Source organism: Pseudomonas sp. NKUCC02_KPG (assembly GCF_019345465.1).
GTDB lineage: Bacteria > Pseudomonadota > Gammaproteobacteria > Pseudomonadales > Pseudomonadaceae > Aquipseudomonas.
The window spans coordinates 314,045-335,387 of the sequence record NZ_JAHKRC010000001.1 but is presented as its reverse complement, the minus strand read 5'-3'; the positions used below and the strand labels follow the sequence as shown (position 1 = coordinate 335,387).

The following is a 21,343-nucleotide window of genomic DNA, read 5'->3' as shown; positions in this document are numbered from 1 at the left end:
TAGCGCAAAACTCTCTAAAGGTTTCCGTTGAGAGGCTCAGGTGTTTTGAGTACAATGGCGCGCTTCCATTTTCCCGCTCGGGAGCCCCAGCGATGCTGCGTATCAGCCAAGAAGCACTCACATTCGATGACATCCTTCTCGTCCCCGGTTATTCCGAGGTTCTCCCGAACGAAGTCAGCCTAAAGACTCGTTTGACCCGTGGCATTGAACTGAATATTCCGCTGGTTTCCGCCGCAATGGACACCGTGACTGAAGCCCGTCTGGCAATCGCCATGGCTCAGGAAGGCGGTATCGGCATCATCCACAAGAACATGACCATCGAGCAGCAAGCTCACGAAGTTCGCAAGGTCAAGCGCTTCGAAGCCGGTGTGGTTAAAGAGCCCATCACCATCGAGGCTGATGCCACGGTACGTGAGCTGCTTGAACTGACCCGCCAGCACAACATCTCCGGCGTTCCTGTACTGCACAATGGCGACCTGGTCGGCATCGTGACGTCCCGTGACGTGCGCTTCGAAAACCGTCTGGAAGCTACCGTTCGTGACGTGATGACGCCTAAAGAACGTCTGGTCACGGTCAAGGAAGGCGCCGACAAGGAAGAAGCCCGCGAACTGCTGCACAAGCACCGCATCGAGCGCGTGCTGATCGTCGACGACAAATTTGCCCTCAAAGGCATGATGACCGTTAACGACATCGAAAAAGCCAAGGCTTACCCGCTGGCCAGCAAGGACGATCAAGGTCGTCTGCGCGTTGGCGCTGCGGTAGGTACCGGCAAGGACACCGCTGATCGTGTGGCCGCCCTCGTGGCTGCTGGCGTTGACGTGGTTGTTGTCGACACCGCTCACGGTCACTCCAAAGGCGTGATCGACCGCGTTCGTTGGGTCAAGCAGAACTTCCCTGAAGTTCAGGTGATCGGCGGCAACATCGCCACCGGCGCTGCTGCTCTGGCCCTGGCTGAAGCTGGCGCTGACGCGGTTAAAGTCGGTATCGGCCCAGGCTCGATCTGCACCACCCGTATCGTGGCCGGTGTAGGCGTTCCGCAAATCAGCGCGATTGCCAATGTTGCTGCTGCCCTTGAAGGCACTGGCGTACCGTTGATTGCTGACGGCGGCATCCGTTTCTCGGGTGACCTGTCCAAGGCCATCGTTGCCGGTGCGTCCTGCGTGATGATGGGTTCGATGTTTGCCGGTACTGAAGAAGCGCCGGGCGAGATCGAGTTGTACCAGGGCCGTTCGTACAAGGCCTACCGCGGCATGGGTTCGCTGGGTGCGATGTCGCAATCCCAGGGCTCCTCCGACCGTTACTTCCAGGACTCCTCCGCGGGTGCCGAGAAGCTGGTGCCGGAAGGCATCGAAGGTCGCGTGGCGTACAAGGGTTCGTTGACCGCAATCGTTCACCAACTGATGGGCGGTCTGCGTTCCTCGATGGGTTACACCGGCTGTGCCGACATCGAGCAAATGCGTACCAAACCCGAGTTCGTGCGCATCACCGGTGCCGGCATGGCTGAATCCCACGTCCACGACGTGCAGATCACCAAAGAAGCTCCAAACTATCGCGTAGGTTGATAGTGGTCGCACCCGGGCTCATGCACGGGTGCGATACGAATTAAGTCACCGGGGCTGTTTGATTCAGCCCCGTGTCGTTTCTGTAATTAATCGAGATTTTGTCATGGCCCTCGACATTCACGCTCACCGCATCCTGATTCTGGACTTCGGTTCCCAGTACACCCAGCTGATCGCCCGCCGCGTGCGCGAAATCGGCGTTTACTGCGAACTGCACCCGTTCGACATGGATGACGCAGCGATCCGCGAATTCGCACCCAAGGGGATTATCCTCGCCGGTGGCCCGGAATCCGTGCACGAAGCCGGCAGCCCTCGCGCGCCGCAAGCTGTATTCGACCTGGGCGTACCGGTTTTCGGTATCTGCTACGGCATGCAAACCATGGCTGAACAGCTGGGTGGCAAGGTTGAAGGTTCCGAGCTGCGTGAGTTTGGTTATGCCCGTGTAGACGTGGTCGGCAAAAGCCGCCTGCTGGACGGCATCGAAGACCATATCGACGCTGACGGCCTGTTCGGTCTGGACGTGTGGATGAGCCACGGTGACAAGGTCACCAAAATGCCATCCGACTTCCACGTTCTGGCCAGCACCCCAAGCTGCCCGATTGCTGGCATGTTCAGCGACGAGCGTGGCTACTACGGCGTGCAGTTCCACCCGGAAGTGACCCACACCAAGCAGGGCGGTCGCATCCTGTCGCGCTTTATCCTCGACATCTGCGGCTGCGAAGCCTTGTGGACGCCGTCGAAGATCGCGGAAGACGCCATTGCCAACATCCGTGCCCAGGTTGGCACCGACAACGTTTTGCTGGGTCTGTCCGGCGGCGTTGACTCCTCGGTGGTTGCAGCGTTGCTGCACAAGGCGATCGGCGATCAGCTGACGTGCGTATTCGTGGACAACGGCCTGCTGCGCCTGCACGAAGGTGAGCAAGTGATGGCCATGTTCGCCGAGAACATGGGTGTCAAAGTGATCCGTGCCAACGCGGCGGATCAGTTCCTGAACAACCTGGCTGGCGAAAGCGATCCAGAGAAGAAGCGCAAGATCATCGGCCGTACCTTCATCGACGTGTTCGATGCCGAATCCTGCAAGCTGGACAACATCAAGTACCTGGCCCAGGGCACCATCTACCCGGACGTGATCGAGTCGGCTGGCGCCAAGAGCGGCAAGGCTCACGTCATCAAGTCGCACCACAACGTGGGCGGCCTGCCGGACGAGATGAACCTCAAGCTGGTTGAGCCGTTGCGCGAACTGTTCAAGGACGAAGTCCGTCGTCTGGGCCTGGAACTGGGTCTGCCGTACGACATGGTCTACCGTCACCCGTTCCCGGGTCCGGGCCTGGGTGTACGTATCCTGGGTGAAGTGAAGAAGGAATACGCCGACATCCTGCGTCGTGCTGACCACATCTTCATCGAAGAACTGCGCAAGGCCGACTGGTATCACAAAGTCAGCCAGGCATTCGTGGTGTTCCAGCCGGTCAAGTCGGTTGGCGTTGTAGGCGATGGCCGTCGTTACGCCTGGGTTGTAGCCCTGCGTGCCGTAGAAACCATCGACTTCATGACCGCACGTTGGGCGCACCTGCCTTACGAGCTGCTTGAAACCGTCAGCGGCAGGATCATCAACGAAATCGAAGGCATCTCCCGCGTGACCTATGACGTGTCGAGCAAGCCGCCGGCAACGATTGAGTGGGAATGATTGGACGTCCGGCACTGACCGGCACCAAGCAGCACTGAACACCCTGAAGCCCGCGTAATTGCGGGCTTTTGGCTTTTTGGGTCTGGCAATCCGTTGGCTGACGGGTTACCGACGGCCTTCGCACACCGGTGATTCGCCGATGCGTCCTTGCTTGCACAGGTCGAGATTATCCCTGCGCTTGAACCCTGCATCTTTCATGCAGTAGAACCGCGTCAGCACAACATCAATTGGCGACTTGTCGCCCACGCCATCAAGATTGGTATACCCGCAAGCACGCATGGCGTTGTCGACGCCCGATTGGGTTACCCCCTTTTTGTACCATTGCGTGTAGTCTCCTGGCGGCGGTTGAAAGCCCCTTCCCGTGCAACCAATCAGTAGCACAGCGCAAAAACCCAGCAGCAGGCTCCTCGTGAGCATGTCGTTATTCCTTATGGTTTGACCTGCATAAAGTGAGTGGCGCCGTCGGGTGAATCTCTCCAGAAAGGCTGCGCGTAGTCCTCCTCGATTCCGGCACATTTTCGGCGCCAATTATTTGAACTCCCTGGTTGCTCAAAAAGCAATTGGGCTTAGTTCGATTGATTCATACGCGTTATTAAATTGTCAGCCATAAGTAATACAGCGACCCACTAAAACAAGCAGTTAGGAGCGCTATTCTCTGTGCTGTCAAAATACTGACAATAACAGCCAGTTGCATTCTTCCTATAAGTCGGTGATTTATCATGATCAAGATCATGGCCTTCTTGTTAATAGGAGTTGTCACTGCAGGATGCAACGGATTCGTGAAGCCCGACTTGTCGGGGCCCGTTAATGACGCGTACTTTACGGTCTTTTCAGGCTTTCCCATGCCGTTTATGTACATGGCCTCGGCCGTGCAATGGAACGAGGAGTATGCCGTCACGACAGCGCACACTCCGTTTATCCCCAATGTCGCATACCGTTGTAGCACGCATTGCGATCTGGTCTTTATCAAGCACAAGGCAAGCGGCCACTTTCCATCCTGGCGGGCCCCGCGTGTGGGTGAAAGTATTACCGCAGTGGGGGTGAGCCCTTATCTGGTGACCACCACGGGCAAAGGCAAGGTGTATCAAACCCCCTTTCGCAATATCGAAGAGCATAGCGGTGATCTTTATGGCATCCACGACGCACCGCTGGTCAAGGGAATGTCGGGCGGGCCGGTCATCGCCAGTGACGGCAGCATTGTGGGTATCAATGAAGGGTTCTACTCGACCACATTGAACGATGTGATCACTCAGTCCGGCTTGAAAGGCGCGCAGAGGGTGAGCATCTTTATCCCGTATTCGATTATTCAGCGCGAGTGGCTGATGTTGCAGGCCCAGCTGGATGGCCCGCGTGGTTCGAAGTATGCGGTGAAGTAAATCCGGAGCACTTCGCCCTCTCTCTCAAAGGGAGAGGGTGAGGGCGGATTGGCTCTAGCGCCGTGCCACATCCGAAAAGTAGAACTTGTCCAGTGTATGCCGCGACTCGGTGTACTCGAACTGGCGCCCATCCTGCAGAAACGTCTGGTTGCTCACCACGATGACATGGCTCTGACCGTCCAGGTCCAGATGCTGCTGATCGTCCTTGCTGCGCGGCACCGCTTCGATGGTGCGCTGGGCATAGCTGATCTGCAGGTTCAGGGTTTGCTCGATGTAGGCATAAATCGAGTGCTGGGCAATGTCTGGATTGAGTCCCGGAATCAGGTCGCTCACGAAATGGTTGATGTCCAGGATCACCCGTTTGCCATCAATGCGGCGTACCCGTTTGATTCGGGTGATGAGGCTGCCTGCTTCCACATCAAGCTTTTCGCACAACCCACTCTCCAGTAGCGCAAATTGCGTGAATTCAACGACGTCCGTGCTGACGTTGTCGCCCAGGCGCGGGTAAGTTTCCTGGAAGCTGACAATGCCACCCAACTGAAACTCGATCGGGCTGGATGACAGCACAAAAGTGCCTTTGCCGTGGATCTTTTGCGCAAAACCGCGTTCCTGAAGTTGCTCGATGGCCTTGCGCACCGTGCCACGGCTGGCGTCATAACGGGCCATCAACTCGGCTTCGGATGGCAGGCGTGCGCCGCGGGCCAGGCGTTCAGTGGTAATGCTGGCAAGCAGATCGGTGTAGATCTGATTGTATTTAGTCATGGCGAGGGCTCTATGCCGTTGGGGCTCTGGGCCCGAACCTTAAGGGCAGGGGGTAGGCAGCGCAAGTGCAGACCCGGGGGAGCAAGTAAAAAAATGCAAACTCGTCTGTACCAGTTGTTGCTTTAACTCGTACAGACGAGTATTTTTCGCTTCGGCGTGCTGCCAAAACGACGCTCCATAATAAAAATTCAAGCGGAAGACAACGCATGAGCCACGACTATTCCAAGATCGCCAGCGAGTTGCTGCACAGCCTCGGTGGCGCCGATAACGTTGAGCAGGCCGCACACTGCGTCACGCGTTTGCGTCTGGCGCTCAAGGATCCAAGCCGGGTCGACAGCGCAACCCTTAACCAGATCGATCTGGTCAAAGGCTCCTTTTTTACCGGCGGCCTGTATCAAGTGGTGATCGGCCCCGGTGAAGTCGAAAAGGTCTATGCCGCCCTGCGGGAACAGACCGGCCTGGCCGCAGCCACCATCGCCGATGTCAAACAGACGGGCGCCGACAAGGCCAACGCCATGCAGCGTCTGGTGCGGGTGTTCTCCGATGTGTTCATGCCCATCCTCCCTGCACTGATCATTGCCGGCCTGTTGATGGGGGTTAACAACCTGCTGGGCGCCCAAGGCATGTTCATTGCCGACAAAACCCTGCTCGATGCCTACCCGTCACTGGACGGTGTATGGAGCCTGATCAACCTGATGGCCAACACGTCCTTTGTGTTCTTGCCTGCTTTGGTGGGCTGGTCGGCTGCCAAGCGTTTTGGTGGCAGCGAAATTCTCGGCATCGTGCTGGGCCTGATGCTGGTCCACCCCGACCTGCTCAATGCCTGGAACTACGGCAAGGCCGTGGCCGGGCTGGACGGTCAAAGCCTGCCGTACTTCAATATCCTGGGTCTGTTCCAGATCGAGAAGGTGGGCTACCAGGGGCAAATCCTGCCGATCCTGATGGCGGCGTATGTCATGAGCGTGATCGAGAAATGGCTGCGGGCGCGGGTACCCAATGCCATTCAACTGCTGGTCGTGCCCATCACCACCATCGTCATCACGGGCGTGCTGGCGCTGGCAATCATTGGCCCGGTGACTCGCCACCTCGGAATTCTGATCACCGAAGGCGTGGTCATGCTGTTTGACCTGGCGCCGGTGCTTGGCGGGATGATTTTCGGCCTGCTGTACGCACCGCTGGTGATCACCGGCATGCACCACATGTTCCTTGCCGTTGACCTGCAACTGATTGCTACCCAGGGCGGAACGTTTATCTGGCCGATGATCGTCATGTCCAACCTGGCCCAGGGCAGCGCCGCGTTGGGCGTGTTCTACATGAGCCGCAATGTGCGTGAACGCAGCATGGCCTCGACCTCCGCGGTATCCGCGTATTTCGGCATCACCGAGCCGGCCATGTTCGGGATCAACCTGCGCTACAAATTCCCGTTTTATGCGGCGCTGATCGGTTCGGCCCTGGGCAGCATTTTCCTGTCGCTGAACAAGGTCCAGGCCTCGGCCATTGGCGTCGGTGGCTTGCCGGGCTTTATCTCGATCATTCCGCAGTACATCCCGATGTTTGTGATCGGCATGCTGGTGGCCATTGTCGTGCCGTTTGTCCTGACTTGCGCCCTGAGCCTGAAAATCATTCGTCCCGGTTATCGCGTCGTTTAAACCCCTATCCCGTAGTCGCTGCCGAAGGCTGCGAGCTGTCGAACGTTTACCGGCTCGCAGTCTTCGGCAGCGACTACAGAGCCCATTGAGCAGGATTCTTTTATGCAAGACTGGCAGCGCTCGGTGATCTATCAGATCTACCCAAAAAGCTTCTACAGCCACGCGGGCAACCCGACCGGTGACTTGCTGGGCGTAGTCGACAAGCTCGATTACCTGCAATGGCTGGGCGTTGACTACCTGTGGCTGACCCCGTTCCTGCGCTCGCCCCAGCGTGACAACGGCTATGACATCAGCGACTACTACGCCATCGACCCGAGCTACGGCAGCATGGCCGATTGCGAGTTGCTGATCAGCGAGGCCAAGGCCCGGGGCATCAAGCTGATGCTCGATATCGTGGTCAATCACACCTCCATTGAACACGAGTGGTTCCAGCAGGCGCGCAGCAGCCTCGACAACCCGTACCGCGACTATTACATCTGGCGCGACCAGCCGAACAACTGGGAATCCAAGTTCGGCGGCTCGGCCTGGGAATACGAGGCGCAAACCGGCCAGTACTTCCTGCATCTGTTTGACCATACCCAGGCCGACCTCAATTGGGACAACCCCAACGTACGGGCGCAAGTGTACAAACTGATGTGCTTTTGGCGGGACAAGGGCGTGGGCGGATTTCGTCTGGACGTGATCAACCTGATCTCCAAGCCGGCTCACTTCCCCCAGGACAACAGCGACGGGCGCCGTTTCTACACCGACGGCCCGAAGGTGCACGAGTACTTGCAGGAGATGCACCGCGAAGTGTTCGAGGGGCACGATCTGGTCAGTGTCGGCGAGATGTCGTCCACCAGCCTTGAGCACTGCATCCGTTACTCGCGACCCGAGAGCAAAGAGCTGTCGATGACCTTCAATTTTCATCACCTGAAAGTCGATTACCCGAACATGCAGAAGTGGGTACGGGCCGATTTCGACTTTTTGCAGCTCAAGGGCATCCTCTCGGACTGGCAAGTCGGCATGCAGGAGGGCGGAGGGTGGAATGCCTTGTTCTGGTGTAATCATGACCAGCCGCGTGTGGTCTCGCGCTTTGGCGATGACGGTGAACACCGTGTGGTCTCAGCCAAGATGCTCGCCACCGCGCTGCATTGTTTGCAAGGCACGCCGTATGTGTATCAGGGCGAGGAGATTGGCATGACCAATCCCGGGTTCGAGGCTATCGAGCAGTACCGGGATGTGGAAACCCTGAACATCTATCGACTCAAGCGCGAAGCAGGCGTGTCTCACGATGAATGCATGGCCGCGATCAAGCAAAAGTCGCGGGACAACAGCCGCACTCCCATGCAATGGGATCACCAGGCGAATGCCGGTTTCAGCAGTGCCGAACCGTGGATCGGTATTCCCGCCAATGCGCACGCCATCAACGTTGAAGATCAGCTCAATGACCCGTCGTCGGTACTGCATCACTACCGGCACTTGATCGCCTTGCGCCGCGATGAGCCATTGCTGCAACACGGTGAGTATCGCCTGTTGTTGCCTGAGCACTCCCAGGTGTGGGCGTATCTGCGTCAGGGTGACGGCGAGTGTTTGCTGGTGATCAACAACTTCTACGGCACACCCTGCGCCATCGAACTGCCGCAAGGCGTGATTGACGCGGGCATGAACCAACGGCTGCTGGTCAGCAACTACGACGACTGCCCGGTGCGCAGTCACAGCATCTCGCTGCGCCCGTATGAGTCTTTCGTGCTGCACCTGAACACCTGAAGCTGGATTCCACAAAAATATGGCTGTAATCACATAAAAATAAAAAAGGTCGTCCCATGAAATCTTCACTCAACCACAGCATTTGCATCGCCAGCCTGTGCCTGCTGGCGCCACTGTCAGCCAGCGCACTGGAGTTCGCCGGTTACCTGCGCAGTGGCGTGGGCAACTCACTCAATGGCGGCAAGCAATCGTGCTTCAAACTGCCCGGTGCCGAGGCCAAATACCGGCTGGGCAATGAATGTGAGCAGTACGCCGAGCTTGAACTGCGCCAGGACGTGTACAGCTTCGACGACGGCTCGGTGCTGAGCGTCGATGGCATGGCTTCGTTGTACAACCAGTACGACCGTCAGCTGACTTTTCAGGGCGACAACGGGGCGGCTCGCCTGCCGCAGTTGTACGCGCAGTGGTCCAGCCTGCCGAGCCTCAACGGCGGCTCGCTGTGGGCCGGGCGTCGCTACTACAAGCGTAACGACATCCATATTTCTGACTTCTACTACTGGAACCAGAGCGCCACCGGTGCCGGTGTCGAAGACGTGCTCATCGGCGGCCTGAAATACAGCTACGCCCTGTCGCGCAAAGACAATCTCTACCAGGAAAACTACGTGACCCGTCACGACTTCAACGTGGCCGGTTTCAACACCAACCCCGGCGGCGAGCTGGAGTTGGGCCTCAGTTATCTGGACAAGCCCGAGCGCACCGACGCCCACAGCGGCTGGGCCATTACCGCGCAGCATGTACAGAGCGAGTTTCTGGGCGGCAAAAACAAGTTTGCCGTGCAGTATGGCGAAGGCTCCGGCACCGGGCTGGGTTACACCGGTGACTTTCGGCTGGATAACAGCAGCAAGCGTTATCGCGTTGTCGAGTTTTTTGACTGGCAAGTGACGCCGCGTTTCGGCGGGCAGATCGAGGCGGTGTATCAGAAGGATTTTCGCCCTGACGGCGGCAATCAGGAATGGCTGTCCCTGGGGGTGCGCCCGGCCTACGCAATCAGCGAGCAGTTCAAGCTGGTCACCGAGCTGGGGCATGATCAGGTCAAGGCTGCGGACGGTACGCGCAAGCTGAGCAAGTTCACCTTCGCGCCTACCTGGTCGCCAAAGGGGCCGGGCTTCTGGACGCGTCCTGAAGTGCGCTTGTATTACACCTATGCCAGTTGGAACGCTGCCGCACAACGGGCGGCCAATGAGCTGGACGCGGGCTCGGCCGTGTCCGATACCGGCGCGTTCGGCACGGCGCGGCATGGCTCAAATGCCGGTTTGCAAGTCGAATACTGGTGGAAATAAGCGGGCTGTCGGAGCTCGCGCTCCATCGGCATTTAACCGAATCAACTGCAGGTGAAGTCATGGTCACATCCCAACAACTCCAATTGCTGGCGCCACTGTCCGGTGTGCTGATGGCGCTGGATAACGTGCCTGACCCGGTATTTGCCAGTCGCCTGATTGGCGACGGCCTGTGTATCGACCCAACGTCGCAGGTGCTCTGCGCGCCGCTGGCCGGAGTGATCAGCAACCTGCAGCACACCGGGCACGCGGTCAGCATCACGGGCGACAATGGCGTGCAGGTATTGCTGCACATCGGGCTGGATACAGTGAGTCTGGGCGGCAAGGGGTTCACCGCGCTGGTCGAGGAAGGCCAGCAGGTGACTGCGGGACAGGCGCTGATTGAGTTCGATGCGGACTACATCGCGCTGCATGCCCGCAGCCTGTTGACGTTGATGCTGGTGGTGAGCGGCGAAACCTTTGTTTCTACGTGTTTAGGCCGCGAGCTGGTTGAAAGTGGCCAGCCGGTGTTGAGCGTGCAGCTGGCGCAGGCTGAAGCCGTGGCCGTGGCAGACGATTTGAGCACGGCCGCACACCGTTCAGCGCCCCAGGCCTTGCCCAATGCCAACGGCCTGCACGCCCGCCCCGCAGCGGTGTTCGCCCAGGCGGCGAAAGGCTTTGCGTCAACCATCCATCTGCACAAGCAGGGTGATAGCGCCAACGCCAAGTCGCTGATAGCGATCATGGCCTTGCAGACGGTGCACGGTGACAGTGTTTACCTCAGCGCCGCTGGCGCCGATGCCGATCAAGCCCTCAAGGTGTTGTCCGAGCTGCTGGCGTCCGGTTGCGGCGAGACGGTTGCGGCCCTGCCGGTCGAGCCGTCGCCAGCGGTCGCGTCTGAGCAGGCTGCAACCGATGTGTTGTGCGGGGTTTGCGCTTCACCGGGCTCGGCCTTCGGTCATGTGGTGCAGCTCAACGAAAGCGCGCTGCAGATTACGGAGTTCGCGCCGCATCCCGCCCTCGAGCGCGACCATTTGGAGCAGGGGCTGGCAGAGGCCGCCCACGCGCTGAAAACCCTGTGTGACAACGCCCCGGGCAAGGCTCAGGCCGACATTTTCAAGGCGCATCAAGAGCTGCTTCAAGACCCGGGTTTGCTGGAGCAGGCGTTTGGGCTGATCGATCAGGGCAAGAGCGCAGCTTTCGCCTGGCAAAGCGCCACGCAGGCCACTTCGACACTGTTCAAGGGACTGGGCAGCCACTTGCTGGCCGAGCGCGCGCTGGATCTGGAAGACGTTGGCCAGCGGGTGCTCAAGCTCATGCTGGGCGTGCAGGACCATGCCCTGGAATTACCCGACCACGCCATCCTGATTGCCGAACAACTGACCCCGTCACAGACCGCCTCGCTGGATACCCGCAAAGTGGCGGGCTTTGCCACCGTCGGCGGGGGCGCCACCAGCCATGTTGCGATTCTGGCCCGGGCGCTGGGCTTGCCCGCGATGTGCGGGATGCTGCCCCAGGTGCTGGCGCTGGCCAATGGCACCCCGGTCCTGCTCGATGCTGATCGGGCAGAGTTGCACCTGAACCCGGACCCTGAACGCATCCAGCAGCTCACTCTCCAGCGTGCCCGGCAGCACGAGCGTCAGCAACGGGACCTGCAACAGGCCACTTTGGCGGCCTGCACCCGGGACGGGCGGCATGTTGAGGTCAGCGCCAATATCGCGTCCCTGGCCGAGGCCGAGCAGGCTGTGGCCCTTGGAGCGCAAGGGGTGGGCTTGTTGCGGTCCGAATTTTTGTATCTGGAGCGCAGCAGCCCCCCCAGCCACGACGAGCAAGTAGCCACCTACAGCGCTATCGCCCGCACCGTGGGTACAGAACACAATCTGGTGGTGCGCACATTGGATGTGGGCGGCGACAAACCGCTGGCCTACGTACCGATGGAGCACGAAGCCAATCCATTCTTGGGCATGCGCGGGATTCGTCTGTGCCTGGAGCGTCCACACCTGCTGCGTGAACAGTTGAGCGCGATTCTGGCCAGTGCCGACCTGACCCGGTTGCACATCATGTTGCCGATGGTCACCCAGTTGTCTGAACTGCGCATGGCCCGCCAGATGCTCGAAGAGCAGGCGCTGGCGCAGGGGATCAGCACACTGCCAAAGCTTGGGATCATGATCGAAGTGCCGGCGGCGGCCTTGATGGCGGATCTGTTTGCGCCGCTGGTCGACTTCTTCTCGATTGGCACCAACGACCTGACCCAGTACACCCTGGCGATGGACCGTGACCACCCGCGTCTGGCCAGCCAGGCGGACAGCCTGCATCCGGCGGTATTGCGCCTGATCGCCAGCACCGTCAAGGCCGCCCACGCTCATGGTAAATGGGTTGGCGTGTGCGGTGCGCTGGCCTCCGAGTCGCTGGCGGTGCCGGTGTTGCTGGGGCTGGGGGTTGATGAGTTGTCAGTTAGCGTGCCGCTGATTCCGACAATCAAGGCCCGGGTTCGCGAGCTTGAGTTCTCGGCGTGTCGAACTCTGGCCCAGCATGTGCTGGGGCTGGAAAGTGCCGATCAGGTGAGAGCGGCATTGCAATCACGGGTGCAGCCCATGACCGCGTTGGAGTACTGAACATGTTCGATAAAATGCAAAAAGCATTCTGGAAAGCCCTGACCCCTGATCTGGTGGCTGATGAACCAGGCCAGTCGGCATCGATTTTGGGCGAAGCCGTATTGGCGGCGCTCGGCGGTGCCCGTAACGTCAAGTCCGGGCAGCGGGTGGCCTTGACCCGTATCCGCGTGGAGCTGGCGGATGTCACGCGCATGGACCCACAGGCTCTGCGCGCTGCGGGCGTACCGGGGATCTTGAGCCTGCCGGGCGGTCTGGTGCATTTGGTGGTGGGGTTGTAAGCCCGCTCCCACAGGGTGTGTGTTTGCCTGGCAACTGTGACCCTTCGCCACCCCGCCCTTACTGTTTCGCAATTGCAGGTGTATCGTATTCGCCTTTTGCGGGCTTCACGCCCGCGCCGGATACGAGAGGTAGTTGAATCCATGTCCTTTACCCGTCGACAAATACTCGGTGGTTTGGCCGGCCTGGTAGTGGTGGGTGTTGGCGCAGGAGGCGCTTCGCGTTACTGGCTGGGCAAGGTGGCTGCCGAGCACGCAGGTCACGATTACGAACTGATTGCCGCGCCACTGGATGTCGAGCTGGTGCCCGGTCATCAGACCCAGGCCTGGGCCTTCGGCCCTTCGGCACCCGGTACCGAGTTGCGGGTACGGCAGGGCGAGTGGCTGCGGGTGCGGTTTATCAACCATCTGCCGGTCGCCACCACCATCCACTGGCACGGCATCCGCCTGCCGCTGGAAATGGACGGCGTGCCTTACGTCTCCCAATTGCCGGTACTGCCCGGTGAATATTTCGATTACAAGTTCCGTGTGCCGGATGCGGGCAGCTACTGGTATCACCCGCACGTCAACAGCAGCGAAGAGCTGGGTCGTGGCCTGGTCGGGCCACTGATCGTTGAAGAGCGCGAGCCCACCGGTTTCAAGCACGAACGCACCTTGAGCATCAAGAACTGGCATGTGGATGAAGAGGGCGGCTTCCTGCCGTTCAGCATTACCCGCGAAGCGGCGCGTGGCGGTACGGCCGGGCGACTGTCGACGATCAATGGCAGCCATGTGCCGACCATTGAGTTGCCGGCCGGGCAGATCACTCGCGTGCGCATCCTCAATCTCGACAACACGCTGACCTACCGTCTGAATATTCCCGGCGCCGAAGCCATGATCTATGCGCTTGACGGCAATCCCGTCGAGCCAAGGCCGTTGGGCAAGGATTACTGGCTGGGCCCCGGCATGCGTATTTGCCTGGGCATCAAGGCCCCGGCTGCGGGCGAGGAGCTTTCGTTGCGTGATGGCCCGGTACGCTTGGGCACCTTGCGTTCGGTCGCCAGCAATGACGCTCCGACGCAGTGGCCGCCGGCATTGCCGGCCAACCCGATTGCCGAGCCCGACGTTGCCAGCGCCGAGAAGATCAACTTCAACTTTGAATGGGTCGGTTCGGTGTCCGAGGACCTGGGCCCCGATCAGCCACCCAGCTTGTGGCAGATCAATGGTGTTGCCTGGGACATCAAGGACAAGACCTGTGCCGACCGTCCCATTGCCAGGCTCAAACTGGGCCAGAGCTACATCTTTGAGCTCAAGAACATGACCCAGTACCAGCACCCGATCCATTTGCACGGCATGAGCTTCAAGGTGCTGGCGTCCAACCGCAAAAAGATCATTCCGTACTTCACCGACACTTACCTGTTGGGCAAAAACGAGCGTGCCCGCGTGGCGCTGGTGGCGGATAATCCCGGGGTGTGGATGTTCCACTGCCATGTGATTGACCACATGGAAACCGGCCTGATGGCCGCTATTGAGGTTTCCTGATGCGACAAGGGCGTCAACCCCAGATCATCGACCGCAGTCGCGATCAAGACTTTATGCGCGAAGCGCTGGCCCTGGCCGCCCAGGGAGCAGCGTTGGGTGAAGTGCCGGTGGGTGCGGTGCTGGTGCAAAACGGTGAAATTATCGGTCGCGGGTTCAATTGCCCGATCAGCGGCAGCGACCCCAGCGCCCATGCCGAGATGGTTGCCATCCGTGACGCCGCCACAGCCGTAAACAACTATCGGCTACCGGGCAGTACGCTGTACGTGACGCTGGAGCCATGCAGCATGTGTGCGGGGTTGATCGTGCATTCGCGGGTGGCGCGGGTGGTGTATGGCGCGCTGGAGCCCAAGGCCGGGATTGTGCAAAGTCAGGGGCAGTTCTTTACCCAGGGCTTTCTCAACCACCGGGTAGTGTTTGAAGGCGGGGTATTGGCGCAAGAGTGCGGGGCGGTCTTGAGCGAGTTCTTCAAGGCCAGAAGAGCCAAGCCGACATCGTAGGCATGTAGTCGCTGACGAGTAGTACGAGGCTGCGATCGGCGGCGAAGCCGTCGTAAAGTCAGGTAGCGCGGTGTTCCAGTTAATCCGCGCATTCAGGTTTTACGACGGCTGCATCGGAGTGCTGCATCAGGCCGATCGCAGCCTCGCTCCGCTCCTCAGCGACTACAGGTAGGGGTTACTTTTTGGCGATGATCACCGCCCGCATCGGCGCAGGCAGGCCTTCGATGGTTTTGCTGTGGTCGTTGGGGTCAAGGTAGTCGCTCAGTGACTGGAACTTCATCCACTCGGTCGCGCGCTGTTCCTCGACCGTGGTGACGCTCACGTCCACGCAGCGCACGTCGCTGAAACCAGCACGGCGCAGCCAGCGCTCAAGCGCCGGAATCGAAGGCAGGAACCACACGTTGCGCATCTGTGCGTAACGGTCTTCAGGCACCAGCACCTGATTCACATCGCCTTCAATCACCAGGGTCTCCAGCACCAGCTCACCGCCTTTGACCAGGCAGTCTTTCAATGCCAGCAAATGCTCGATGGGCGAACGACGATGGTAGAACACGCCCATGGAAAACACCGTGTCGAAGCCTTCGAGGTTCGGCGGCAGGTCTTCGAACGGGAAGGGCAAGTGCCACGCGGCCTCTTGCTGCAAGAACCGCTGTACAGCCTGGAACTGGCAGAAAAACAGCCAGTTGGGGTCAACTCCGATCACGCTGTGAGCACCGGCGCCGAGCATGCGCCACATGTAGTACCCATTGCCGCAACCCACATCGAGGATGCGCTTGTGCTTGAGGTCGATATGGGGTGCAACGCGTGACCATTTCCAGTCCGAGTGCCATTCGGTATCAACGTGCACACCAAACAGGTCGAACGGGCCTTTGCGCCACGGCGACAGCCCCATCAGCGCCTGGCGCATCTGCGCACGGGTTTCGTCGTCGCAATCGGTGTCCAGGGTCAGGCCGTCAAGCAGGTCGATTTCACTGGGTTTGACGTTGGGCAACGCATCCAGCGCGCTTTGCCAGCGCTCCAGATCGCCGTGGCCTTTCTCCATTTTGACGTCGAGCTGGGCCTGCAGGGTGTTGGCCCATTCAGCCAATGGAGTGCCGGCCAGACGCCGGGCAAGTGGGGACAGATCAATCATGGCAAGGCAATCAACGAGGCAAAGTTAAGACACTGGAACCACGGCACGACTTTCGAGAACCCGGCCGCCAGCAGGCGTTCACGGTGTTCTTCGAGGCTATCGGGCTTCATGACGTTTTCGATGGCACTGCGCTTTTGCGCAATCTCCAGATCGCTGTAGCCATTGGCACGTTTGAAGGCAACGTGCAGCTCGGTCAACAGCGCGTGCTCTTCGGGATCACTGAAGCGCAGTTTTTCCGAGAGGATCAAGGCGCCGCCCGGCAGCAGCGACTGTCGAATCCGTCCAAGCAGCGCCAGGCGCTCATCGGGGGCGATAAATTGCAGGGTGAAATTCAGCGCAACCACTGACGCGGGCTCAAATTCCAGCGCCAGGATGTCACCTTCGATCACTTCAACGGGCAACAACTCCTGAAACATCGAGTTCTGCCCATTGAGGTATTCGCGACACCGCTCGACCATCGCCGCCGAGTTGTCTACCGCAATGACCTTGCAGCCTTCGGTGCGCACGTGTCGGCGCAGGGCCTGGGTCACCGCACCCAGCGAACTGCCCAGGTCGTACAGGACGCTGTTGGGCTGGGCAAATTGTGCCGCGAGCACGCCGAGGTTTTCGACAATCGTCGGGTAGCCGGGCACCGAGCGCTTGATCATGTCCGGGAACACCCGCACCACGTCTTCGTTGAAGGCGAAGTCCGGCACCTGTGCCAGGGGCTGGGCGAAAATACGGTCGGGTTCTTTGCTCACGGCGGTTCCGGCGATGGGAAATTTTAAAGGGGCGGCATTTTAGCCAAGTTAGCGCCCGGATGCGCGCTCTGTCTGATAAACCGTTCAGCGAGTGCTCTGTGAATGCACTGAGGCGCCAATGCCCCATTGGCCGAGCCAGTAAGTGAGAATGATCAGGTAGGGCGCTGCGCTGAAAGGCAGCACAAAGCGGTCGATGCCGATCAGGCTGTCCGAGACCACGAACGCCACCGCGCCCGCGGCTGCCAGCCAGGCCGAGCGTCCGGGTACGTGTGTGCCCAGGCGGGCGAGGGCGCGCCACAGCATGGCGCTGATGGCCAGGGCGTAGACACACACCGGGATCAGCAAATCCCCAAGGCCCCTGGAGGCCATTACGGTCAATAAGCTGCCTCCGGCGAGCAGCGCCAGCCCCAAAGGCAACAAGGCCGGACGCCGGCAGTCCACAAGGTAGGCCTTGAGATAGGCCAGGTGGGCGAACAGAAACGCGCCCAGGCCAAACACAAACAGGTCCTGGGGCCATGCCAGCAGAATGTCACCCAGCAAGGAAAACAGCAGGCCGATGCTGATCCAGCGTCGATACGGGCTGGCCGGGGCGTCCTGGAGCCAGCCGAGCAGCATCAGCACGGGCACCGGTTTGCTCAGTAAACAGAGCAACGTGTCATGGGTGCTCAAACCGTAGAGGTAAGTGCCCGCGCCGATCACCGCCAGGATCAGCCACGTCATATCAGTTCACCGTGATCGCGCAGTCGAATACGTGTGCGGGCTCGGCTTCGGGCTCCCATGGCTGTTGCGAGGTCAGGCGCAGGCGCCCGCTGCCTGCGGCAAACACCTGGAAGCGCCAGGTCGAGAGCCCGCCACTGCCCAGCAACTGGCCATCGTCGCTGCTTGTGTAGACCTCAGGGCCCAGGCTGCGCAGTACGCCGCCCGCGGAGTCCTGAATGGCCCAGCGATAACCGGTGGTGGGGTTGCTGGGCAGGGACACAATCAGATGCTGCCCTACGTGCAGTTGCTTGGGGCAATCACTTTGTGCTTCGACGGTAACGTTGTGTGCAGGCTGTTGAGCACAGGCCGCCAGCAGGCTGAGGCCGAGCAGAGGGATAAGGCGGGCAGAAAGCATTGAAGGCTCCGGTCAGACAAACTCAATGACTCAGCATAACCCATGACGGGGGCTGCGCCATTTGTCGGCTACCGGTCAGAGACAGGCATGGGGTGGGCTGATGGTGAAATCGCCACACATTTCCATGCTGTTGCCGTTGTGGTCCAGGCCTTCCATTGTGAACAGCCGTGCGCTGTAGCAACTCTCGACCACGCTCAGGTGCAAGGTGCCGACGTCGGCCTGGTTCAAGTGATAAACCTGGCGGCCATCGACTTCAATGCATTCGATGTAGGACATCGATTTGATGGGGCCGTGTTCGTCTTTTTTAAACCCATAAATGCCGGACTGGATATTGATGTCCAGGGTCAGGGACACAGCGCGATAGCGGGTTGAGCCGAAGTCATCGAACTCGGCCGTGATGACAATTTTCTTTTGGCTGCTGGCGAATGTCATTTCCTGGGCAGTAAAAGCCGGGCGGTCGAGCAACTCGGCCTTGAGCTCTCCCCGGGTTCTAGGGTTGAAAACCTTTTGCCCTGGTTCGTTCTGCCTGAGGACATCCGGATTTTCATACACAGGATGATGAAGTGGCATAGTCGGTTCCAGCGTTATTTTTGTGTGATTGGGCTCTATTAACGATAGAAAGTGTGCAGGTGTCTACTGTCAGAAATGACAGTAGACATGTCTAGAATAGATCTCACCGACGTGTTGCAGGCAAAAAATGTGGGAGCGGACTTGCTTGCGATGCAGGCAGCGTAGCTTGTCAGGCAAACCACGCTGCTGCCATCGCGAGCAAGCCCGCTCCCACCTGGGTCAGGCAGCTACAAAAAACAGCCTTTAAAACAGCACCTTGGCCACATCGGTAAAGCGCTTGGCAAAGTGCACGGTGATGCCTTCTTTCAGGTAATCGGGCAGTTCTTCAAAGTGACCGCGGTTAGGTTCGGGCAGGATCAGCTCGTTGATTTTTTGCCTGCGCGCCGCGATCACTTTTTCACGCACACCGCCGATCGGCAAAACATGCCCGGTCAGGGTCAGTTCGCCGGTCATGGCGATGCCTTTTTTCGGCGGCTGATTGCGCGCCAGTGACAGCAGGGCACTGGCCATGGTGACGCCTGCACTCGGGCCGTCTTTGGGCGTGGCGCCTTCAGGGACGTGCAAGTGCACAAATGCCTCATCGAAAAACTTGGGGTCGCCGCCAAACTGTTTCAGGTTGGAACTGATATAGCTGTAGGCGATTTCGGCAGACTCTTTCATCACTTCCCCCAGTTGCCCGGTCAGCTTGAAGCCGCGGTTGAGGGTGTGAATGCGGGTGGCCTCAATGGGTAATGTCGCGCCGCCCATGCTGGTCCAGGCCAGGCCGGTAATCACGCCGGTGCCGCTGATCACCTGCTCGTTACGGAACACCGGCATGCCCAGTGAAGCTTCGAGGTCTTTGAGGCCTATCTTGATCACAGCCTTCGGGTCTTCCAGCAACTTGACCACCGCCTTGCGCACCAGTTTGCCCAGCTGCTTTTCAAGCTGGCGCACCCCGGCTTCGCGGGCATAACCGTCGATCACTGCGCGCAGGGCACTGTCGCTGATGCTCAGGCTGTTTTTGGACACGCCCGCCTTCTCCAGCTGTTTTGGCCACAGGTGGCGCTTGGCGATCGCGACCTTTTCCTCAGTGATGTAGCCCGAGAGGCGAATGACTTCCATGCGGTCGAGCAACGGGCCGGGGATCGAGTCCAGGGTGTTGGCCGTACAGACGAACAGCACTTTGGACAGGTCCAGGCGCAGGTCCAGGTAATGATCGAGGAAATCGACGTTCTGTTCCGGGTCCAGGGTTTCAAGCAAGGCTGACGCCGGGTCGCCCTGGAAGCTTTGGCCCATCTTGTCGATTTCGTCGAGCATGATGACCGGGTTCATCACTTCAACATCCTTGAGCGCCTGCACCAGCTTGCCCGGCTGGGCGCCAATGTAGGTACGGCGATGGCCCTTGATCTCGGCCTCGTCACGCATGCCGCCGACGCTGAAACGGTAGAACGGGCGCCCCAGGGATTCGGCAATCGACTTGCCGACACTGGTTTTACCCACACCCGGCGGGCCTACCAGCAACACAATCGAACCGCTCACCGAGCCTTTGTAAGCGCCCACCGCCAGGAATTCGAGAATCCGGTTTTTGATGTCATCCAGCCCGGCATGGTGGGCATCAAGCACTTTGCGTGCGTGCTTGAGGTCGAGTTTGTCCTGGCCGAACACGCCCCACGGCACTGACGATGCCCAGTCCAGGTAGTTGCGGGTAACGGCGTATTCCGGCGACCCGGTTTCCAGGATCGACAGCTTGTTGAGTTCTTCATCGATGCGTTTTTGCGCCTGGGCCGGCAGCGTCTTGCCTTCAAGCCGCTGCTTGAACTGCTCGATATCGGCGCTGCGATCGTCCTTGGTCAGCCCCAGCTCCTGCTGGATCACCTTGAGTTGTTCCTTGAGGAAGAACTCGCGCTGATGTTCGCCGATCTTGAGGTTAACTTCGGCTGAAATCTCTTTTTGCAGCCGCGCGACTTCGACTTCCTTGCGCAGCATGGGCAGTACTTTTTCCATGCGCTTGAGCATGGGCACGCAATCGAGCACTTGCTGCAGCTCGTTGCCCGTGGCCGAAGTCAGCGCCGCCGCGAAGTCGGTCAGCGGCGACGGATCGTTGGGGCTGAAGCGGTTGAGGTAATTTTTCAACTCTTCGCTGTACAGCGGGTTGAGCGGCAACAACTCTTTGATCGCATTGATCAGCGCCATGCCGTACGCCTTGACTTCGTCAGTGGGCTGCTTGGGCTGCTGCGGGTATTCAACTTCCACCAGATACGGCGGGCGGTGATGCTTGAGCCACATGCTGATGCGCACGCGGGTCAGGCCCTGGGCCACGAATTGCAATTTGCCGTTTTCGCGGCTGGCGTGATGAACCTTCACCAGCGTCCCGTATTCCGGAAGGCTTTTGGTGTCGAAATGGCGAGGATCTTCAGGTGGCGTGTCGACAAAAAACAGCGCCAGAGAGTGATGCGGTGACTTGCTGACCAATTCGAGGGTTTCAGCCCAAGGCTCTTCATTCACGATGACCGGCAAGACTTGTGCCGGGAAGAACGGGCGATTGTGAATCGGGATGATGTACACCTTGTCCGGCAGATTTTGCTCGGGCAATGCCAGCTCAGTCCCGCCTGAGTGGGGTTGGTGTTCGGATTCGGAGTGTTCTACATCGGTGTACTCAGTGGTGTTGTCCGGAAATTCTTGCTGGTCGCTCATGGGGCACCTGCACAATTGGGTATGGGTGTTAGATGGGGCGCAGTGCCAGTGGTTTCAATGGTGAACAGATTTTCATCGTCAATTGGCGTGTAGCCGCTGAGGAGCGAAGCGAGGCTGCGACGGGTTGCGCAGCGACCCTGTTTGAAGGTCCTTCGGCCCTTATCGCAGCCT

At 59.4% G+C, this 21,343-nt stretch carries 18 protein-coding genes; 10 read left to right on the top strand and 8 right to left on the bottom strand.

Going from position 1 to position 21,343, the window contains the following annotated elements:
• Nucleotides 1-92: 92 nt before the first annotated feature.
• Nucleotides 93-1,562 carry an IMP dehydrogenase gene (guaB, locus tag KO536_RS01520; RefSeq protein ID WP_133075940.1) on the top strand — a complete coding sequence of 490 codons (1,470 nt, stop codon included), beginning with the start codon at nt 93-95 and terminating at the stop codon, nt 1,560-1,562.
• 103 nt (nt 1,563-1,665) lie between these two features.
• The gene (gene guaA / locus KO536_RS01515; RefSeq protein WP_019823631.1) at nt 1,666-3,243 is read left to right on the top strand and encodes a glutamine-hydrolyzing GMP synthase; all 1,578 of its coding nucleotides are present in this window, start codon (nt 1,666-1,668) and stop codon (nt 3,241-3,243) included.
• Nucleotides 3,244-3,348: 105 nt separating this feature from the next.
• Here guaA and KO536_RS01510 read toward each other — a convergent pair whose 3' ends face one another.
• Nucleotides 3,349-3,660 (bottom strand): hypothetical protein, encoded by a 312-nt coding sequence (locus tag KO536_RS01510; protein WP_219260856.1) that lies wholly within the window; start codon nt 3,658-3,660, stop codon nt 3,349-3,351.
• A 302-nt stretch (nt 3,661-3,962) separates the two neighbouring features.
• Between KO536_RS01510 and KO536_RS01505 the strand changes: the two genes are divergently transcribed.
• A complete protein-coding gene (locus KO536_RS01505) occupies nt 3,963-4,619 on the top strand; it encodes a serine protease (RefSeq protein ID WP_219260854.1) in 657 nt (218 codons plus the stop codon).
• Between the two features lie 54 nt (nt 4,620-4,673).
• Here the strand turns inward: KO536_RS01505 and treR are convergent, their stop codons facing one another.
• Nucleotides 4,674-5,381, bottom strand: coding sequence for a trehalose operon repressor (treR, locus tag KO536_RS01500; RefSeq protein ID WP_219260853.1), 708 nt, complete (start codon nt 5,379-5,381; stop codon nt 4,674-4,676).
• 206 nt (nt 5,382-5,587) lie between these two features.
• Here treR and treP point away from each other — a divergent pair, with 206 nt between their 5' ends.
• The 7 genes from treP to tadA all read left to right on the top strand — a co-directional run bounded on the left by treP (nt 5,588) and on the right by tadA (nt 14,943).
• Nucleotides 5,588-7,030 (top strand): PTS system trehalose-specific EIIBC component, encoded by a 1,443-nt coding sequence (treP, locus tag KO536_RS01495; RefSeq protein ID WP_219260852.1) that lies wholly within the window; start codon nt 5,588-5,590, stop codon nt 7,028-7,030.
• A gap of 102 nt (nt 7,031-7,132) precedes the next feature.
• Nucleotides 7,133-8,779, top strand: coding sequence for an alpha,alpha-phosphotrehalase (gene treC / locus KO536_RS01490; protein WP_219260850.1), 1,647 nt, complete (start codon nt 7,133-7,135; stop codon nt 8,777-8,779).
• Between the two features lie 56 nt (nt 8,780-8,835).
• Nucleotides 8,836-10,059 (top strand): carbohydrate porin, encoded by a 1,224-nt coding sequence (locus tag KO536_RS01485; protein WP_219260848.1) that lies wholly within the window; start codon nt 8,836-8,838, stop codon nt 10,057-10,059.
• A gap of 59 nt (nt 10,060-10,118) precedes the next feature.
• Complete coding sequence (gene ptsP / locus KO536_RS01480) at nt 10,119-12,650, top strand: phosphoenolpyruvate--protein phosphotransferase (RefSeq protein WP_219260847.1); 2,532 nt, start codon at nt 10,119-10,121, stop codon at nt 12,648-12,650.
• 2 nt (nt 12,651-12,652) lie between these two features.
• Nucleotides 12,653-12,928, top strand: coding sequence for a PTS transporter subunit EIIB (locus tag KO536_RS01475; RefSeq protein WP_219260846.1), 276 nt, complete (start codon nt 12,653-12,655; stop codon nt 12,926-12,928).
• Between the two features lie 141 nt (nt 12,929-13,069).
• The gene (locus KO536_RS01470) at nt 13,070-14,446 is read left to right on the top strand and encodes a multicopper oxidase family protein (protein WP_219260845.1); all 1,377 of its coding nucleotides are present in this window, start codon (nt 13,070-13,072) and stop codon (nt 14,444-14,446) included.
• The gene (gene tadA / locus KO536_RS01465) at nt 14,446-14,943 is read left to right on the top strand and encodes a tRNA adenosine(34) deaminase TadA (protein ID WP_219260844.1); all 498 of its coding nucleotides are present in this window, start codon (nt 14,446-14,448) and stop codon (nt 14,941-14,943) included. The genes KO536_RS01470 and tadA overlap by 1 nt, the downstream gene beginning before the upstream one ends.
• A gap of 175 nt (nt 14,944-15,118) precedes the next feature.
• Here tadA and cmoB read toward each other — a convergent pair whose 3' ends face one another.
• From cmoB to lon, 6 genes are all read right to left on the bottom strand, one after another.
• Nucleotides 15,119-16,075: a tRNA 5-methoxyuridine(34)/uridine 5-oxyacetic acid(34) synthase CmoB gene (gene cmoB / locus KO536_RS01460; protein WP_219260842.1), complete on the bottom strand. Its 957-nt coding sequence runs from the start codon at nt 16,073-16,075 to the stop codon at nt 15,119-15,121.
• Nucleotides 16,072-16,815 (bottom strand): carboxy-S-adenosyl-L-methionine synthase CmoA, encoded by a 744-nt coding sequence (gene cmoA, locus KO536_RS01455; RefSeq protein WP_133075928.1) that lies wholly within the window; start codon nt 16,813-16,815, stop codon nt 16,072-16,074. The genes cmoB and cmoA overlap by 4 nt, the downstream gene beginning before the upstream one ends.
• Nucleotides 16,816-16,899: 84 nt before the next feature.
• On the bottom strand, nt 16,900-17,535 hold the full coding sequence (locus KO536_RS01450; protein WP_219260840.1) for a lysoplasmalogenase: 636 nt from the start codon (nt 17,533-17,535) through the stop codon (nt 16,900-16,902).
• Between the two features lies 1 nt (nt 17,536).
• Entirely contained in the window at nt 17,537-17,929 is a 393-nt protein-coding gene (locus KO536_RS01445; protein WP_219260839.1) for a protease inhibitor I42 family protein, read from the bottom strand.
• Nucleotides 17,930-18,004: 75 nt separating this feature from the next.
• Nucleotides 18,005-18,499, bottom strand: a complete 495-nt coding sequence (locus KO536_RS01440; RefSeq protein WP_219260837.1) for a hypothetical protein — start codon at nt 18,497-18,499, stop codon at nt 18,005-18,007.
• A 243-nt stretch (nt 18,500-18,742) separates the two neighbouring features.
• Complete coding sequence (gene lon / locus KO536_RS01435; protein WP_219260836.1) at nt 18,743-21,172, bottom strand: endopeptidase La; 2,430 nt, start codon at nt 21,170-21,172, stop codon at nt 18,743-18,745.
• Nucleotides 21,173-21,343 lie beyond the last annotated feature (171 nt).

Excerpts from the sequence above, each read along its gene's own strand:
- guaB (WP_133075940.1), top strand. The coding sequence starts at position 93 with ATGCTGCGTATCAGCCAAGAAGCACTCACATTCGATGACATCCTTCTC.
- guaA (WP_019823631.1), top strand. The coding sequence starts at position 1,666 with ATGGCCCTCGACATTCACGCTCACCGCATCCTGATTCTGGACTTCGGT.
- KO536_RS01510 (WP_219260856.1), bottom strand. The coding sequence starts at position 3,660 with ATGCTCACGAGGAGCCTGCTGCTGGGTTTTTGCGCTGTGCTACTGATT.
- KO536_RS01505 (WP_219260854.1), top strand. The coding sequence starts at position 3,963 with ATGATCAAGATCATGGCCTTCTTGTTAATAGGAGTTGTCACTGCAGGA.
- treR (WP_219260853.1), bottom strand. The coding sequence starts at position 5,381 with ATGACTAAATACAATCAGATCTACACCGATCTGCTTGCCAGCATTACC.
- treP (WP_219260852.1), top strand. The coding sequence starts at position 5,588 with ATGAGCCACGACTATTCCAAGATCGCCAGCGAGTTGCTGCACAGCCTC.
- treC (WP_219260850.1), top strand. The coding sequence starts at position 7,133 with ATGCAAGACTGGCAGCGCTCGGTGATCTATCAGATCTACCCAAAAAGC.
- KO536_RS01485 (WP_219260848.1), top strand. The coding sequence starts at position 8,836 with ATGAAATCTTCACTCAACCACAGCATTTGCATCGCCAGCCTGTGCCTG.
- ptsP (WP_219260847.1), top strand. The coding sequence starts at position 10,119 with ATGGTCACATCCCAACAACTCCAATTGCTGGCGCCACTGTCCGGTGTG.
- KO536_RS01475 (WP_219260846.1), top strand. The coding sequence starts at position 12,653 with ATGTTCGATAAAATGCAAAAAGCATTCTGGAAAGCCCTGACCCCTGAT.
- KO536_RS01470 (WP_219260845.1), top strand. The coding sequence starts at position 13,070 with ATGTCCTTTACCCGTCGACAAATACTCGGTGGTTTGGCCGGCCTGGTA.
- tadA (WP_219260844.1), top strand. The coding sequence starts at position 14,446 with ATGCGACAAGGGCGTCAACCCCAGATCATCGACCGCAGTCGCGATCAA.
- cmoB (WP_219260842.1), bottom strand. The coding sequence starts at position 16,075 with ATGATTGATCTGTCCCCACTTGCCCGGCGTCTGGCCGGCACTCCATTG.
- KO536_RS01450 (WP_219260840.1), bottom strand. The coding sequence starts at position 17,535 with ATGACGTGGCTGATCCTGGCGGTGATCGGCGCGGGCACTTACCTCTAC.
- KO536_RS01445 (WP_219260839.1), bottom strand. The coding sequence starts at position 17,929 with ATGCTTTCTGCCCGCCTTATCCCTCTGCTCGGCCTCAGCCTGCTGGCG.
- KO536_RS01440 (WP_219260837.1), bottom strand. The coding sequence starts at position 18,499 with ATGCCACTTCATCATCCTGTGTATGAAAATCCGGATGTCCTCAGGCAG.
- lon (WP_219260836.1), bottom strand. The coding sequence starts at position 21,172 with ATGAGCGACCAGCAAGAATTTCCGGACAACACCACTGAGTACACCGAT.